General features: G+C 38.5%; 14 protein-coding genes. 7 read left to right on the plus strand and 7 right to left on the minus strand.

The window, feature by feature from the left end:
- Positions 1–10 precede the first annotated feature (10 nt).
- From I6J02_RS08555 to I6J02_RS08580, 6 genes are read left to right on the plus strand one after another with little or no spacing between them, the layout of a single operon-like run.
- Positions 11–754, plus strand: a complete 744-nt coding sequence (locus tag I6J02_RS08555) for a fasciclin domain-containing protein (RefSeq protein ID WP_236582366.1) — start codon at positions 11–13, stop codon at positions 752–754.
- 56 nt (positions 755–810) lie between these two features.
- Positions 811–2,376 carry a DUF5008 domain-containing protein gene (locus I6J02_RS08560; protein ID WP_236582367.1) on the plus strand — a complete coding sequence of 522 codons (1,566 nt, stop codon included), beginning with the start codon at positions 811–813 and terminating at the stop codon, positions 2,374–2,376.
- 1 nt (position 2,377) lies between these two features.
- Complete coding sequence (locus I6J02_RS08565) at positions 2,378–4,105, plus strand: LamG-like jellyroll fold domain-containing protein (protein WP_201681310.1); 1,728 nt, start codon at positions 2,378–2,380, stop codon at positions 4,103–4,105.
- A gap of 30 nt (positions 4,106–4,135) precedes the next feature.
- Entirely contained in the window at positions 4,136–6,139 is a 2,004-nt protein-coding gene (locus tag I6J02_RS08570; RefSeq protein WP_236582368.1) for a M60 family metallopeptidase, read from the plus strand.
- An 8-nt stretch (positions 6,140–6,147) separates the two neighbouring features.
- On the plus strand, positions 6,148–7,899 hold the full coding sequence (locus I6J02_RS08575; protein WP_236582369.1) for a LamG-like jellyroll fold domain-containing protein: 1,752 nt from the start codon (positions 6,148–6,150) through the stop codon (positions 7,897–7,899).
- A 23-nt stretch (positions 7,900–7,922) separates the two neighbouring features.
- Positions 7,923–9,419 (plus strand): histidinol-phosphate aminotransferase, encoded by a 1,497-nt coding sequence (locus I6J02_RS08580; protein ID WP_201681312.1) that lies wholly within the window; start codon positions 7,923–7,925, stop codon positions 9,417–9,419.
- A 264-nt stretch (positions 9,420–9,683) separates the two neighbouring features.
- Here the strand turns inward: I6J02_RS08580 and I6J02_RS08585 are convergent, their stop codons facing one another.
- Entirely contained in the window at positions 9,684–10,523 is an 840-nt protein-coding gene (locus I6J02_RS08585; protein WP_201681313.1) for a hypothetical protein, read from the minus strand.
- Positions 10,524–11,070: 547 nt separating this feature from the next.
- Here I6J02_RS08585 and I6J02_RS08590 point away from each other — a divergent pair.
- Positions 11,071–11,460: a hypothetical protein gene (locus tag I6J02_RS08590; protein WP_201681314.1), complete on the plus strand. Its 390-nt coding sequence runs from the start codon at positions 11,071–11,073 to the stop codon at positions 11,458–11,460.
- 64 nt (positions 11,461–11,524) lie between these two features.
- Here I6J02_RS08590 and I6J02_RS08595 read toward each other — a convergent pair whose 3' ends face one another.
- The 6 genes from I6J02_RS08595 to I6J02_RS08620 all read right to left on the minus strand — a co-directional run bounded on the left by I6J02_RS08595 (position 11,525) and on the right by I6J02_RS08620 (position 17,874).
- Positions 11,525–12,544 (minus strand): DUF1080 domain-containing protein, encoded by a 1,020-nt coding sequence (locus I6J02_RS08595; RefSeq protein ID WP_201681315.1) that lies wholly within the window; start codon positions 12,542–12,544, stop codon positions 11,525–11,527.
- A gap of 260 nt (positions 12,545–12,804) precedes the next feature.
- Positions 12,805–13,377, minus strand: coding sequence for a TlpA family protein disulfide reductase (locus tag I6J02_RS08600; RefSeq protein ID WP_201681316.1), 573 nt, complete (start codon positions 13,375–13,377; stop codon positions 12,805–12,807).
- 76 nt (positions 13,378–13,453) lie between these two features.
- Positions 13,454–13,882 carry a hypothetical protein gene (locus I6J02_RS08605; protein WP_236582370.1) on the minus strand — a complete coding sequence of 143 codons (429 nt, stop codon included), beginning with the start codon at positions 13,880–13,882 and terminating at the stop codon, positions 13,454–13,456.
- 45 nt (positions 13,883–13,927) lie between these two features.
- The gene (locus I6J02_RS08610; protein ID WP_201681317.1) at positions 13,928–15,790 is read right to left on the minus strand and encodes a M1 family metallopeptidase; all 1,863 of its coding nucleotides are present in this window, start codon (positions 15,788–15,790) and stop codon (positions 13,928–13,930) included.
- Positions 15,791–15,891: 101 nt separating this feature from the next.
- The gene (locus I6J02_RS08615) at positions 15,892–16,326 is read right to left on the minus strand and encodes a hypothetical protein (RefSeq protein WP_236582371.1); all 435 of its coding nucleotides are present in this window, start codon (positions 16,324–16,326) and stop codon (positions 15,892–15,894) included.
- Positions 16,327–16,410: 84 nt separating this feature from the next.
- On the minus strand, positions 16,411–17,874 hold the full coding sequence (locus I6J02_RS08620) for a WG repeat-containing protein (RefSeq protein ID WP_201681318.1): 1,464 nt from the start codon (positions 17,872–17,874) through the stop codon (positions 16,411–16,413).
- Between the last annotated feature and the right edge of the window lie 36 nt (positions 17,875–17,910).

Consider the following 17,910-nt stretch of genomic DNA (forward strand, 5'->3'; position numbering starts at 1 on the left):
GATAGAAATTATGAAACTAAAGAATATATTTTTTCCGGCCATTATTTTTATAATCATTGGTCTTAATGCATGTAAAAAAGAATATTACGAAGAGACGGGAAAGCATGATCCGAACTATAATGGTACCATATGGCAATATCTGCAGGGACGTAAAGACCTTTTTGATACATTGACCAAAGTCGTGGAATATGCAGGGATGAAAGACGTCCTGGACAAAGAGAGTGTAACCTTCTTTGCGCCACCTGATATGAGTATTGTCAAAGCGATGAAAGAACTCAATCAATATCTGGTAAGCCGCGGTCAGGATACAGTGACATCTTACAAGCAGATAGATCCTTCTATCTGGAAAGATTTTCTGGGGATGTATATCATTAAAGATAAATATGTATTAAAAGACTTTCCGCAATTGGATACAATTAATCTGGAAACTTTTGGCGGACAAGGATATACAAGCTACTCCGGCAGGGTGATGAATATCGGGGTACTGTATAATGATACCAAGACTGTAAATTCTAACGGTGATATACAAGTTATCAAATATAGCGGTTACAGACAGTTGTACCTTAATTATGTAGAGGACTATTCGGCATCTAATAATCTTTTCAGTATGACAACCGGACCCGTTGCTACATCAGATATTCAACCGACGAATGGAGTGCTCCATGTATTGCAGTTCAGCCGGCATATTTTTGGATTCCAGCGTCTTGATTTTGTACGAGCAGCAGTAGATAAAGGAATCAAACCTCTAAACTAATATTGACCAAGATGAAATACAGATATATACAGAATTTAGGAAATCTCCTTTTATTCATGACAATTAGTTGCATACTAACTGTCGGATGTAGCAAAGACAATTTAGTCGGGGAGAATCCGTATGCCGGTGGTAAAGAACCTTTGGGGGTTTCTTTCAAAAGTAAATATGCGGATCCGGAATCAGCATTTCCGGGAGATTTAGTGACATTTGAAGTCAAAGGACTGAAGCAATACGAAGGGAAGTTTGACTTTTTTATAAATAATACAACTGTTGGAATAGAAGACCTGACAGATTCTACTGTGACGATCAAAATTCCGGAAAAAATCAGTTCAGGAGGTGCGACGATCAAGATCGGGGAGCAGGTGTTCTTTGGTCCTACACTTAAGATAGAAGGAAGCGTCTCTATAGATGCAACATTTGACATTATCAACGGATTCAATAATACTGTACTCGATATCCTTTCTGAAGGCGGAGGGTATATCATTACAGGAGGATTTACTGATTTCGAAAAGTCAGCGACAAAAGCTAATCCTATTAATGGGTTACAGTTTTTGAACAGCAATGGTAAAGCCAGTACAAATATGACTTTCGGAAAAGGAGTGAATCCATTTGGGAATGTCAACTCAATGCTGAAAATGAAAGATGGTTCCTTTATTATAGGGGGCAATTTTGTAAGTATGAATCAGAGAGAAGCAATGAAAATTGCAAAGCTTAATTCAAAAGGCCAGCTGGATACCATGATTGTAGAAGTTATCAATTCAACTGAAGACAGAAAAAACGATGTTGATACCGTATCTACCTTTAATGGTGGAATAGAGTTCGGAACAATACTCAAAACATTCGTTACTGGAGATAATAAGATCATCGCAGTTGGAAATTTTGACCGCTATTCTAAAGTGGACTATACCTATTCATCCCGCAAAAATTATCGCTATGTCTATACACCTGTACGTAACGTGTTCAGATGTGATGCAAATGGAAAGCTGGATTCAACATTTGTATACAACAATAAAGGAGCAAACGGAATTGTAACCAGTGCCATTCAACAGAATGATGGAAAGATTGTTCTTGTAGGACAATTTACATCATACAATGACAAGCCTGCTAAAAATATTGTCCGTCTTAATCTGAACGGTACTGTAGATGAATCTTTCAATGTCGGATCAGGTGCAGACAATAGTATTTTAGAGATAACATATGATTCGGCCAAAGATAAAATTGTACTGTCCGGTGTGTTCAAAAACTTCAATGGTGCAGTGGCTAATAATGTTGTTTTCCTCAATACTAATGGTAGCGTAGATCAATCATTCCGTATGCGGGAAGTAGAAGGAGGAGGTGTAGCATATGCCAAAATTCTAAGCTATGGAAAGGTATTGGTAAACGGGTCGTTCAAAAAGTATGATGGTATCAACAGGTCCAATTTGTTGATTCTTAATATGGACGGGTCTGCCGATCAGCGCTATAATCATATCGGTAGTTTCAATGGTGTTATTTACGATGCCGTAGAGACGACTTCGGCTCTTGGATTACCAGCTGTAATATTAGGAGGATTTATATTGTCTGTAGATGGAAAAGCTGTAGGGAATATTGTAAAATTAGAGTTAAACCCAAATCTGAACTAAGATGATGAAAAGTAATATGTTTGCAATCTATGCAAAAAGAGTATGCCGGATCGGATCTGTCATTGTTGCTTCTGTAATCGTAATGAGCTGTAATAAGGATTTTCCGAATCTGTTAAACGAACAGCCGGTAAATCAGAATACGGAAGTGGGAAAGCCTAAAGTACTTTATATCATCGTGGATGGGTTAAGAGGAAATGCAGTTCTCAGTTCAAATGTAAAGAACCTGACGTTAATGCAGAAAAATGCACTTTACACGTTCAATGGTCTTACGGATTATAAAACCAATCCCATGACCAATGAGATTGGTTGGGCTTCTATGTTGACTGGAGTATATCAGGACAAGCATAAGGTCACTTCTTCAGATTTATCAACAGTAGATCTGAAAGATTATCCAACTGTATTCACAAGATTGAAAAGTATAGATCAGGAAGCAACTTCCAGTGTATTTGCATCTTCAGATCCTTTGGTCACATACCTAGGCGGAGCAGCTACTACAAAAAAAGGGTTTGGAGGAAATGATGATGAGATGAGCAAAGCCGGACTGGAAGAATTAAAGTCCGGAAAATCTGATCTTGTTGTTATGCAGTTTCATGGGGTGGATGATGCAGGACAGAAGTCATCTTATGAATCGACTGATGCACAGTATATCAGTGCTATAAATAAAGTGGACCAAAAAATAGGAGAAGCTGTAGAAATCATCCGCAACAGACCCAATTACAATAGTGAAAACTGGCTCATTATTGTCAGTTCATCCAAAGGAGGAAAAGTACTGGACCCAACTAATGATCAGACCGTATTCGGAGATGCAGTGAGAAACACCTTTACGATGTTCTACTCTCCGAAATTCAGACGTAAGCTTATCGCCAAGCTGAATACTACAGATATGCCTTTTGTAGGTAATGCGGTAGGACTTACTTATGGAGATGGAACATCTACTTTAGCCGCACTCGAAAATACTTCTCAGTATAATTTTGCGAACAACAAAAACTTTACGGTAGTATTCTTTTTCAAGTATAATGAAGTTGATGCCAGCTGGAACTACCCTGTTTTCTTTTCGAAAAGAGAAGAAGGATTTGGAGGAGCAGGCTGGAATTTCTTTGGTGAAAACGGCAAATGGGGATTCAACTCCTCCATCGGAGGGCAGGTCTTTGGGCCTGTCGTTAATGACGGAAACTGGCATGCGGTAACGGTCGTTGTGGATCGTACTTCCGGATCTATAAAAGCCTATACGGATGGTGTATTTAACAGTACGGCTACGACGAACAGTAATAATCTGGATAATACAGCGCCTTTGCGTATCGGGAAGATACCTGGTAGCTCTAACAATAGTGCCAGATTTACACTTTCTAACTTACAGATTTACAATGTTGCCTTTACAGATGAGCAGGTTAAGAATCTGTCCGGTATAACACAAGTCGATGCAACACATGATCAGTACGCCAATCTTATCGGATACTGGCCGGGATATAGTGATGTCGGAACAGCAAAGTTGAAAGAGAAAACTGGAAAAGGGGCAGATTTTGTACTCACAGGAAAATATGACTGGTTGAATTTCAGTGATAAAGTAGATTATTTCAGATCACCTCTGGGGGGAGATTTTTATCATATGGTTCCCAATTCTGTAGATGTACCTTTTATGATTTATCAGTGGTTTGGAACCAGTGATATCTATCAGTGGTCGCTGGACGGAAAAGGATGGACACCTAATTATATATTGGTAAGAGATTAAGATCTAATACTAACGATTAAAGAACTTATTATGAAAAAGAGCAATATTAGAATATTCATAGCACTGTGCATAGGGACTCTGTTGCTGTCCTGTAAAAAATATGGATATGATTTTCAGGATGGGCATCAGGATGGGGATAAAGATCCTTCAGCAATAGATACCACTATGTTTGTCGCTGACAAGAGCTTGTATGATCGTGCCCGGGTATTTCCAGGTCTGGTAGGAGAGAATGTGACACGTATCAAAGATACAGCGATCATCATAGACATGAATAAGAATGTTATTTCATCCAAAGATTTTAAAATCAATGTAGCTCCTCAAGCGATTTACAGTACAGGATTGTATGCTCCTCCGGGAGAGAATGTCAAGATCACTGTACCTGACGGGCTTATCGGGCTGACGGTACAAGTTGGTGCGCACATGGATAATCTGACAGGTAAGGAAACATTAAAACGTGATCCGGTTATTTATACGGTTAAAGAACTCGCTCCGGGAGTTAACTATGTACGTAATTTATATGGCGGTACAATCTGGATACGTTCTAATGTGGCAAGACCAACTCCTGTCAACTTAAAATTCAGCGGGCCTGTAAGGGCTTCCGATTTTGTGCATGGTCAGAGCGATATTGCGTCATGGAAAAAAGATGTATTAGCTAATAATGTTCCGTGGTTAGAAATCCGTGGTAAACATATGGTAATGACAGTTCCGCGTGCGAATGTTGTTACTTTTATTAACCAGGGAAGATTCAATGATCTTAATGAGGTAATGGCCGAGTGGAACGTGGTATATGAGAAAGATTATTATGACTGGATGGGACTTAGTGCCACTGCAACGCAGGTGAAAGACCGTTATCCGGAATTTCCGCAGCGTGTAGTTCTGGATATACAACCTTCGCTGGGATATGCACATAGTGGTTTTCCATGGGTTGCACAGAATGATCTTCAATGGCTGGATGAGTTGACCAATCTGACGACCATACACAATGGCAATTCATGGGGTTCTTATCACGAAGTCGGACACAATTTCCAGCAGACTTCAACATGGAGTTGGTCAGATTTAGGAGAAACCTCAAACAACCTGTTTATTTTTAACGGAGGACATAGAAGAGGGAATGCGACTATCCTCAATTTTCACCCGGCGCTGAAGACAGCTATACCTACAGCCTTGACTTTTGCGGCTTCACTGACAGGGAAGAATTTCTCTAATCTGGATGGAGTTATTGCAGATGGTGAAGCTCCTTTTTTCAGATTGACACCTTTCCTACAGCTATTCGATAAAATACAGGGTAAAAATGGGGAATCCGGATGGGCATTTATGACCTACTTGTACAGTAAATCCAGGAATTCAGATTATCAGTTCTCCTTGGATCAGGCTAAAAGAGATTACTTCTACCGCTCATTATGTGAGTTTACAGGACGTGATTACTACCGTTTCATGGTTGCATGGGGAATGGCTGTCAGTAATGTAGCCAAGAAAGAAATGCGTGCAAAATATCCACCTATGGAAATGACAACCTGGACATACGATCCTATTAATAAAACAGGGGGCAATTCTACCATGAATCCAAAGTATGATCTGCCTTCAAGCTCTTTTGAGTATACCTCTAACATGGCCACAGCAACTAATGAGAGTACAGGTAAATTTACAGCAATCAACGATGGTAGTATTACAACTTATTGGCACACATGTTACAGCAGTTGTAATCCGGTTACTTCACTTCCGGTGACCATCACTATCGATATGAAAACTGCCGGCGAAATCAGAGGATTTTTTATTCAAAACAGACAAGGTAATACTTATGCAACACGTGTCAAAGTATATACCAGTACAGATAATATCAGCTGGACAGAGCAGGGCGACTATAAATTGGCGCAGTCAAGTGAGGCTACAGCAATACGAAATGCAAGAAGAGATTTTTATTTCCCTGCATTAGTAGAGCCAAGATACGTCAAATTTGAATTTCCGGATAAGAATCTGGGAGGTGAAAATCATGTGGCTTTGGCCGAATTGGGTATTTTCTTTGATATTAATTAATGACTATTATGAACTGTAAAAATATATACATCTCTTTTGCAACGTTAGCATTTGCGTCTCTGGCACTGCTTTTCAGTTGTTCAAAATATGATAATCCTGCGCCCAATTTTGAAGAATATGAATTGCCGCCGGATACTGTTGTACAACGCAAAGTATTGCTTATTTCTATAGATGGTGCGGTTGGTAAGGAAGTGAAAGAAATTATGCCTGAAACCATCAAATCTCTTGTGCCGAACAGTAAATATTCTTTTAGGGCAATAGCAGGAGAAAATACCGCTGATGCACCAACCTGGACAAGTCTGATGGTAGGACAGACGTCTGCTACGCATCATATCAGCAGTGATGACTATTTACCTGAACAGGGAGAAGATGAACATGCTGAACTTGTCTATCCGACATCCTTTATAAACAGAATTGAAAAACTAACACCGGAGAAAAAAACATATGCAATCTCTCAATCCACTGGTTTAGCCAATGTTCTCTTGCTGGATGCCGATGAAAGTGCTTTGGCAACAAATGATGAAGATGCTAAAAATAAAGCCGTTGATTTTTTGAAAAACCGAAATGTTGACATTATGGTTTTGCAGCTCACAGATGTAATCAAGGCAGGGGTAAACTCATCTTTTTCAGCAAGCAGCCCGGAGTATGTGGCAGCAGTCAAAAAAGATGATCAGTATATAGGGGAAATAATTGCTGCTTTGAAAGCAAGAGCTAACTACAAATACGAAGACTGGTTAATTATCCTTACGTCCAATCACGGAGGTACCGGAAATACCTATGGAGGAAGTTCTTTCGAAGAACGTAATTCATTCACATTATATCATAATCCCAATTTTGCTTCGTCAGAGCTTAATGGTGAGATGATCACGCCCGTCAATTTCTACGGATTTGATGGCAGTGAAACAAATTCGCCAACTGAAGGTGTAAGAGCACGGAATTCGAATATAGGTACGACAGAGGATGATTATAATCCTGCAAAAACAAAACAACTGACAATTGCGGCTAAAATTAAGATCAATAAGAATAAGGCGCGTGGTGATTATTATTTTGATGTTCCTCCGTTTCTGAGTAAGACAAATGCCAGAACCGGGCAAACTCCGGGATGGTCGTTCTTTAGAAACGGGAACGGTGTCTCCTTCTTTACCGCTGACGGAAGTGTAAAGAATGAAATGAAAGTGGATAATATATCACGTAACGGAGAGTGGGCGCATATCACAGGAGTTATATATCAGGAAGGTGAAAATGTCGTGTCTAAATTTTATGTAAACGGAGTATTATCCGGCACGCAATCCAATAAAATGGATATTACAAAAGTATTATCCCCAAGTGCACTTACATTCGGCTTTCAGGGATCTACTTTCTTCAATCAGTATGTGGATTTCTATATGTGTGATGTCATGATCTTCAATAAAAGTCTGGAGGAAACGGAAGTGCGGGCTCTTGCCAATAAAATGGGTATTGCAGAAAGCGACCCTAATTATGCGAATCTGAAAGGCTATTGGCCGATGCAGGACAATGACAAAAGCGGCAAATTCAAAAATGCAATATCCGGAAAACCAGATATTGCACTTCAGGGTAAGTATAGTTATAAAGTTTCGGCCAATACCTTGCCTTTTGTTGATGCAAACAGTAGTATACTTTTTCAGGATATTGATATTGCTCCACAGGTCTATTACTGGATGGGCGTGAAAACTCAGGAAACATGGAAACTGGAAGGAAGTGTTTTCTTAAACAAATTTGAAGTAGAGTTTTTAAAATAGACCATTATTAAAGACAACCAATTATGAAAACATATATTCAACACTTAATTATTCTCTTTATTTCAGGAGTGCTTCTGTTCAATTCCTGTAAGCAGGACGAACTGATCTTCCCGGAGGTTGTTCAGACAGATGAGACAGTTACAACCACAAGACCAACTGCTCGTCCCAATAATCTGACGCTGTTCAGCAATTACAATCAGCAGATAGAGATATTCTGGCCACCTGTGAGCGACAGAGTAAAAAAAGCAACGGTTAGCTATCAGGAAACATCCGGAACAAAATCTGTAGATGTTGTGGAATTCGACAACCCTACTGTGCTGACTGTGGAACAGGAAAAAGAATACAGTATTAATATCGTTTATTATACAGCGGACAATACACCGTCAAAGACAAGTACAATTAAAATCACTTCCAAACCATTTGAGAGTGAATTCAAAGCAAAAGGAGTTACGATGTTGGCATCTCCGGGAGGAGTCAGGTTTATATTTCCTTCAACTACTGCAAAGCAATTTGAGTATAAGATAAAATATCAGGCTGACGGACAACCAAAGGAAAAGGTAGTTACAAGCAGCGATTTAGATGTTATTGTAGAGGTAACTGGGCTTAGTGATGAAACGAAAGCCTATGAGTTCGATGTTACAGTTACTGACAAAGTGCTGAATCTGACATCCAAAAGCTATCCTTACAGTCAGAAACCAGGAATTCTTCCTTACAAAGAGATTGCTGCATCATTATCAATGTCAGGTTATTTCAATAAGGGACAAATATTCTGGACCAACGGAAGTGGCAAAAATGTCAATTTTGAAATCAGTTACCTGTTAAATGGCGCGCCACAAAAGTTAACAATTCCAAATACCGCTGTTGAAGAAGGTAACTATATTTTTGCTATTAATACTTCAGCTACAGCCATAGCAGTTAAAGTCACTGGAGAAGAAGGATTGAGTACAGTTGTCAACGGATCTGTTGCGCCAAGTCAGCTTAAAGCATTTAATACCGCTGATGCACGTAAAGGCTGGACACCGTATGCCTCCAATTCTAATTCTACATCTGAAGGGCCGCCATCCTTTATGCTGGATGCGAATACTTCAACTATATGGCATACACAGTGGTCTACCACGACAACTTCTTCGCATCCGGCAGATCAAAAGTATCCTTTTACACTGATTTTCACCTTTACAAAAACAAGAGCTGCTTCGGCATCAGGACTGTTCAATGAGGCTGCCCTCAGAACTCCGGCAGCGCCTTATGATCCGATTGTTGTAAAGGAAATCTCCTTGCTTCACCGAAGTGCCAGCAATAGAGTCGTGAAAGATGTAAGAGTATACGGAATAGATTTGCAAGGAAAAGAGATCGACTTTGGACAGTTTACATTGTCTAATACAGTTCAGGAAACTAAACTGGCATTGAATAATAATGAAATTCTCAAAGGCGTAAAAATAGTTTGTCTGACCACATTCTCGACAACCAATCAATTTGCCAATTTCAATGAAATCTACATAACAGGTTATCCTGAAAAATAGATATATTCTCAATAATCAGTTAAAAAGTAAGGCCGGAACATCCGGCCTTACTTCATTTTATAAGATACTGCAGAATCAGAATTGAGAACAGTATCTTTTATTGGTCTTTTTATATACATAAAGTACTATTTAAAGTCCTTATCCGAATTTCCTTATCTCTTAAATACATGTAACCTCACAATAGAAGAGTACCTTGCCTTGTGATATTTCTCTTTTTTACGATATTAAAGTCTTTATTTTGTTGAAAAAAATAATAGATAGAGCTTAATTTAACGATTCCAGATATGCCTGTACGAATTGATCTGCTTTTTGCAGAAAGATCTCCGTACGATCACATATAAGATATAAATTATATTCATCGACTTCATAGTTGGTCAAACTTCTGAATTGTTGCATGCTGTCACTTAGGTTTTTTATTATTTTTCGTTCATCCGAAACATTCAGACAGAAAACTTCCTCAGCAATGGGCGTTATACAGGACACAAGGTCCATCAGATAGATTATGTCATTTGTTGAAGGAAAATATCTTAATGAAATCTGAATCAGACCGAGACAGATCTGTTCCAAGGACAAACTAAGCATGACAGCAATAGCTTCATCATATCCACAGCCACCCCCCTGCGAGGCGGCCATTAACAGCCCATTTGCATTGTCGTAGCGGATTTTCCAGAACCGTTGTTCTTTTTGGTATACTATAAGTTGTTTTATTTCACATGTAGCCATATCAACAGGGTATTCATCAGATGTGACCCATTTTTCGGAAGAGTTTAAAATGGTTTGATAAAAAGAATTGTTATAATTAGCTTTTTCTCTTAATGCATCACGGGATTCGCAAACCAGAGTGACCTGAATATATTCAGGAAGCTTACTGTTTACATCATCCTGCATTTTTACAAATTCTTCTTTATGCGTTTCATTTATGACAAACAAGTAATAATGATGTAGTACTGTATTTTCAAGACGACAGATAAGGGTGTTGCTTGCCCGTTGTGACCAGACAAGATAACTGAAGCAATAGATATGCAAACTATCCATAGAAGATTGTATTGCTTGAATAATTAGCTCTTTATGCGTAGAAGTAGGATTTTCAGAAGAAGTATTCATATTGATTATGGATTGATAGTGGATAATACTGTCAGATGCAGAACGGTTAAGTCCCATCAGACAGCAGCCTGACTGCAAAAGAGGAATACCTGGTAGCCTCTTTCAAGAGATAAATGATGTCCATAGCAAAATAATATACAGCATTCCTTTCCCGCATCACTTTACAGGATGTGGACTGTATGTTATATGCAATAAGAAGGGAGGGCGTGGATCCGCTATTCGGGTCTGTAGTAGACTAGACGGATAATAAAGAGTATCATTGAAGTCCTAATAATATAGTTAGTGGGAGTAGGACTTATCTTCCTGAGGCATTCACTTGATCAAAAGATGATGTAATTGATGTTTTTATTCCAATAGATTTATTAAGTTATACGATATATAGGATGAGATAAGAACAATAGAAGAATCTTGCAGACGTTTCAATTGTTTGGATTTTAAGTTATTTTTTGTACTTTTCATGGATGAAATATTTTAACTGGTTTGAAATTTTGTTTCTAAAACTAAGTTAGGATATTATTTTATCTTTTTCAAATAAAAAGTCAAAATAATGACTAATATTAAAGAACGTATTTTGGAAATAGCGGAATTAAAGAAGATTAACAAGGTTGATTTCTTTAAAGATCTGGGACTTTCTTATGCTAATTTTAAAGGAATACAGAAGAACTCTTCTTTAGGATCGGATGCTTTGGTGACTATTTTAGCTAAATATAGTGATGTAAATGAAACCTGGCTTCTTAAAGGAACGGGAGAAATGCTTAAAGATGGTATTGGTCTGGCGCAGGACAATCAAGATGAATACATGAGTATGGAATATATTGACTCTACCATTGAGGCTTTGAATAAAGTTGTGGCAGCTCAGGATATCACGATCAAGTCACAACTAAAGACCATAGCTGCTCTGGAAGCACAGTTAAAACAGCGTCAGAAAAGAAAATAAAAAAAGCAAGACTTTTATAAAAGTCCTGCTTTTTTTATTTAACCGAATAATTATTCAGAATCTCCTACAGAATAGGTGTTATAGTAATATTTCTGAATTCAATAGGAGCGTGGTCACCTTGCAGATAGATCGGTCCCGGCTCACCCTCTTTACTATCCAGTGCACCTCCTGTGATACCCGGTATCTCCTGATTACTGATGATAGTTTTACCATTGGCCACTATAGTTACCAGACGGCCACGAAGTGTGATCTCATATTTTTGCCACTCATTAGGCCCTAAAGTCACCATCTCATTTGGTGCAATGAATCCATACACACCTCCGAAATAGAGCGCGCCCGGATGTTTGTCTTTCGGACTATCTTCAATCTGCACTTCATAGCGTCCGCGAAGATAAATACCACTATTGCCACCCTCTTTATATCTGAATTCAGCAGTCAATTTAAAGTCTTCAAATTTTTGATCACTGATCAGGTTTGCTCCTGCTTTTTCACTTGTCAGTACACCGTCAACTACTTTCCATTGGTTTTCAGGTGCAGATGCTTTCCAACCTGTCAGATCCTTGCCATTGAAAAGGGCTATTGGAGTTCCCCATTTCACTTCCCCTGTACGATTCAGGTATGGAGCCTTTACTCCGGTAAATGTAAATTTCTCCTTCTTATTTGTCGTTATACTACCTTTCAGGTTCCCCGCGTCCAGCTGACCCTCAATAGTGAAATCACCTTCCCCGCCTTCCCATTGAGGAGGGATAGCAAAGGAAAACTTACCATCTTTCAGGATAACATGGGAGACAGGACGCTGACTGCCGCTATCGCCGACATAAGCACCGACCAAGGTGTTAAATCCAGAAAGCTTAATCTCAATCCAGGAAGGCGCTTCCTTACCATTTTTATCGACAGTAAGATCCCATCTGCCGATAAGGTCTTTATATTCTTCAGGAATAGTCTGTGTAGCCGGATTGTGCACTTCTTCTTTTGCTACTGAATCCTGAGTAGCAGAACCATCTTTGGCAGTTGGATTACAGGATACCAGTCCGGCACTGATTGAAGCCACAGCAAGAGCGCTGTACATAAAATTTTTGATCATTTTTTATTGGTTTTTGGTCAACTAAAATTATTTAATGATGTACTCGGTTCCTCAGTCACGTATAGATGAACCGAATGAGGCCTTATACAAATCTACAAATTGCAGATGCCTTTTAATAACTTCGATAGTAACTTTTATATATTATTCCTGAAATTCTCTGTGTCAATGCTATAAAATAAATATCGTCTTCCCGTGAATAGAGAAGACGATATCATCAGAACATATGAATTAAAATATACGCATACATCTTTATTGTTGTTCTATTTCAGAAGATCCTGAATAAAAGGCAACATTTCGGGATGATTAAAATCAACAGCTCCTATATGTTTTGTGACCATCTTTCCAGATTTGTCAATGATAATAGTTGTAGGGATAGAATTGGTATTGAATTCTTCCGGCAAATTACCTTCAACACTATAATTCGGAAGACTGAAGCCCATTGCTTTGATATAAGAATCAGATTTTTTTAGTTTGCTATCCACATCCATCATAATAAATACAAGGTCAGGACTATTCTTAAGTTTGTTATAGAGCTTGTTTAGCGAGGGCATTTCCCTTTTACATGGAGGACACCATGTAGCCCACATATTAATAAAAATTACTTTATTACGTATATCCTTTAACACAATCTTTTCGCCTTTAGCATTTGTAAATACAGCATCAGATTTTCCAGTCACAGACTGTTCCGGCTTCGTATAGCCGTTCTGAAGTAAAGGATTGTTATCCTTTTTCGGTTCGTCAACCTGCTTGCCTAGTGCATAAAGGCTGATTCCTGTGATCAATACCAAAGAGGTCATGATCCCAAGAATAATATGGAATGTTTTTTTGTTCATATTAAAATATTAATAGAGTTGATTAATCAACGAAATAAGTAAAGTGAAATTATGACCGGGGAAAACTATGATTCAGCTAAATCAGTAGGGTAAGGTTTAAGAGATAAGTAGGAGTAGGAGAGCTGTAATCTTCAGCTTTGGTGGTCTGTTTTTCTACCAGGATGGTATGACTAAATAAGCCTGTATGGTGAAAATAACGAGTAATTGTTGGAGCAAGGAATGTTGGAGCGGAATGACCGGTATAGGATCGTATCCGGGTCATATTTGTACAGGTAACAGAGGTACTGCTTTTAGTCAGAGCAGCAGCTGTCCCGCCTGAATGAAGTGTAATATCTTCCTGATTGCTGTTTAGTGCTTTGATAGCCAGTTTAAAAGGACAGGAGCTGAATACAGTAATAAATAAGATGAAGATCATATAGACGATGATCTTTACCCTGTTTGTGTATTGTCTGTTATCTCCTCCTGACATAATCATAAAGATACCAAACCCTTTATGTAAAGACAAATTGTAAGCCCTATTTTACAAACAGGGCTTACAGAAAGATGTTCCTTATTTTACTTCTAAAACATTATTGGTAGCATTGACGTCCGCCAGACGGCCTGTTACATCAATGGTTGCTTTTTTTACAGCTTTGGAGGCTTTAAACGTATACGTCGGTTTAGTCCAGAACCAGTCTTCCAGTACAGTTCTCTTGATACCCTGATAGACTGAAAAAAGCTCAGCAGGTTTTTCTCCGCGCATCTCACGTAGTGGAATATAAAACAATTCTTTGCTGCCATCCTGATATTCAACCAATACATCCAGTGGCATTGCAAAGTCCGACTTATTGATCAGGGCTATTTCATTGTTTTCACCTTGTGTAATTGCATAGTCAATCTTGCGGGTCGTATTGATAAATAAATTAAAGTACCACTTCAGATTGATACCGGACACTTCTTCCGCTACACGTTTAAAATCATTGGGTGTGGGGTGTTTGAATTTCCAAAGCTCATAGAATCTTAAAAATGTAGTTTCCAGATTCTGCTGCCCTATGATATAACCCAGTTGTTCCGCAAGTACCTGTCCTTTATTATAAGCCTCATTGCTATACGCATAATTGCTGTTGTAGTAATCCGCTAACAAACTGGCAGGTTCTTCTTTTCCTGACAATGCCAGTTTAATGTAGCTTTTGTATGCAGGAAGAACCGGATTGTCCGGCATAGGGTTGGTCTTTTTGAATAAATGCTGAAAAGCCAATTCCTCGATATAACTGGTAAATCCTTCATCAAACCACTCGTCAACAGTCTCATTGATGCCGAAAAGATGCTGATACCAGGAATGAGCAGCCTCATGATAAATAACTCCGACCAGGCTTTCCAATGATCTTTCACCAGTCACTAAGGTAGTTGTACCATATTCCATGCCACCGTCACCACCCTGTACGACAGTATAAGTAGACCATGGATATGCGCCAAACCTGCTGCCGCAAAAATCAAAAAAAGCTGTCGTATATTCCATCGCCTTTGTCCAGCTTTCGGTCGTTTTAGCACCGGGTTTATACACCAGGTATACATCGACACCACCTTTACTACGGGAATGATTTACTAAAAACTGTTTATCCGCTGCCCACGCAAAGTCGTGGATGTTCTCTGCTTTGAAACGCCATGAAGCTTTACCTTTTGTAGACAGGACTTTAGCATTTTTGACATAGCCTTTTACCTGATCCGGATTCTGCAAAGCACCCGATCCTCCGATAACATAATCTTTATCTATGTTGATGGTGACATCAAAATTACCGAAAGGAGCAATAAACTCACGTGCGACATATTCATCGAGGTGCCATCCGAATTCGTCAAACTGAGCCATCTTCGGATACCATTGCGTCATGGATAGTTCCACTCCTTCCTTGGAGTTGCGACCGCTGCGGCGGATTTGCTCCGGTACCTGAGCTTCCCATGTCATATCAAAGGTACTTGACGAATTCGGTTGTATAGCTTTCGCAAGCGTTACTTCCAGAATAGTTCCATCTACTTTGTATGTAGTACCCGTTCCGTCCTGAGTCAGCGATTTTATCCTTTGATAACCAATCTGGTCAGGTTTTAACGTTGCAATACGGCTTTGGTATACCGGTTTTTCTTTTGTGCCGATATTGGTAGTCATCCGTGGATCCGGATCTGCAATATTTGCTAAACGGTAATCCATCATGCTTCCGGGCTGGAAAGCATTGAAGTATAGGTGAAAATAAACTTTCTTAAGTTCTTGTCCTGAATTATTGGTGTATAGCAATTTCATTTTTCCATCATATTGATAAGATTTCTCTTTCACATCAATAACCATGGTATAATCTACTTTTTGGTCCCAATAACCTTTACGTTGAGCAAATGCATTGGTACATAACAATGCAATAAGAATTAAGAAGTACAGTTTTTTCATTATAATGATGAATCGTTAATACTGCCAAACTTACGAAAAACCATTTAATGATAACGTGCAGTAAGTCTTCTAATATGTACAATTCTTTTGTTCAGAAAATACTACATGTTATAGTACTCTATATTTTTATGTTGAATAAACTGAATCATAGTCTGCAATTCATCTTCATTCTGAAAAAGCTTATTCCTCCAGAAGCGGTAGGAATGACCTTTACGCTGATATATAATCAATAGATTTCCACCTGATCTGGGTAAGTTGCGGATATGAGAGATATTCGCCAGAGGGAGTTCTATGTGTTTTTCACTTTTTATGATGGTCAGTTTCTGATCGTCAAATGTCCAGTGGGATGGTATGCGGCTGTAGCGTACTGCAAGGAAAATAATTAAAGGAATGGAAAATAAAGTGATCAATACTTTGACGATTTCCTGAAATGGAGTAAATGCAAGTAGAATAGCAATTAAAGTAATACCGCCAAATATAAGAGCCATGTACTTGGCACGGTGTAATGTTGAAATGTAATACGTTTTATCAGACATATCTGTCAAGTTACTTTGGACAACACCTAAATGAATAAAAAAAGTGCCAAGTTTACAGGATTGGCACTTTTCAGATGTTTTATTTTAATTTTCCTCTTCCATATTCACCGTTTCACCCTTTTGATTGATGTAATAAGAATTCTCATTCTTATCGGTCACATAAGCAACGCCATCTGAAAAGGCACTGGCGAGCGTATATTTAAAAGGAATCATTACCTTACCATTCTTATCTATATATCCATGAAGATTGTCTTTCTCAGCTAGGATGATATCATTATCTATTCCAATCTCCAGATAAGTATATCCTGATAATGTTGGATTGGGTTTGCTAAATTCCTGAAGATAATACTTTGAATCCTGCATGCCGATAAATAGGCCGTCCCTTATCTGAATAATACTTTCATTCACAAAAGGAAATATAATCTCATTTTTAAGATTAATAATACCCATCTTGTTATCTTTCATTGCAGCAGTAAACTGTCCGTCAAATTCGTTGAGATATTCGTATTGGGCTGGAATAAGAACTTCTCCTTCACGGGTAAGACAACCATAAAGATTGTTTTCTGTGTATATAACAGGACCTTCTGCAGTCCAAAGCAAACTTTCATATCTGAACGGGATTATTACATTCCCTTTGAGATCGATTGCTCCATATTTCTCATTTGAATCTGATGCGATCAGTACATCTTCACCTGTTATCAGGAGTTGCGTGTAAGCTGCAGGAATAACAATATTGCCTTCCAGATCTTTCACTCCGGTTAATTCGGTTGTTTCGTCCTGAAAAGAAACCAGCGAATCACTTATATAGTTATTGAAAATAGGATTGTCAGAAGTATCATTCGCAAGAGAGTGATCCAAAGTTTCCATTTGCGTATATGCATCTTTTTCCTCCGTATAATCGGAAGGAATTTCAAATACTTTAGAGTCATTTTTTACTTCCTCGACAGCAGAAGCCTGCAAGCCAACTCCATTGATGGTCATTAAAAGCATTGTTCCCGGAATTTTCTGAAGATATGTATTATCTCTCCAAAACAGTTTGGGAAGATCTTTGGTATACCATATTTCTGCTGTAGGGTCAAAGCCGTCTAATTCGTCAATTCCGGACAAATCAAAAGTAAGTGTGGCTTTGTTACATGTATATCCCAAAATCTGCTTTTGTTCCTTATCATCAAAAGATAAAGTGCCGACTATAGAATAGGCATTGTCAAATGTTTTTTTTACGAAAGTTTTATATGCCGGACGTAATAAGACAGTTTCTTTTTTAGCAATATCGATAAGCTCTATCTTAGCATTTTTGTTTTTGCCCTCAACCCGAATAAAATCTTTGTTATAGATAATATCATTAAGCAGGTCTCCGTCTTTTCCTATCATACTGATCGTTTGAACCGTTCCTGATTCACTTTCGGATAATTTCTTCTTTTTCTCTGCTAATCTGTTTTTAAATTCTGCAGAGGTAAAAAAATTATATTGAATATTATATGTAGGGGACTGAGATCGTGCCGAATAGCTTACAAGAAGCAAGGCCATTAATAAATAAAATTTATTCATGTAGTGTGGTTTTATGCTAAGCAACAAAAGTCCTTT

This window comes from Sphingobacterium spiritivorum, assembly GCF_016725325.1.
GTDB lineage: Bacteria > Bacteroidota > Bacteroidia > Sphingobacteriales > Sphingobacteriaceae > Sphingobacterium.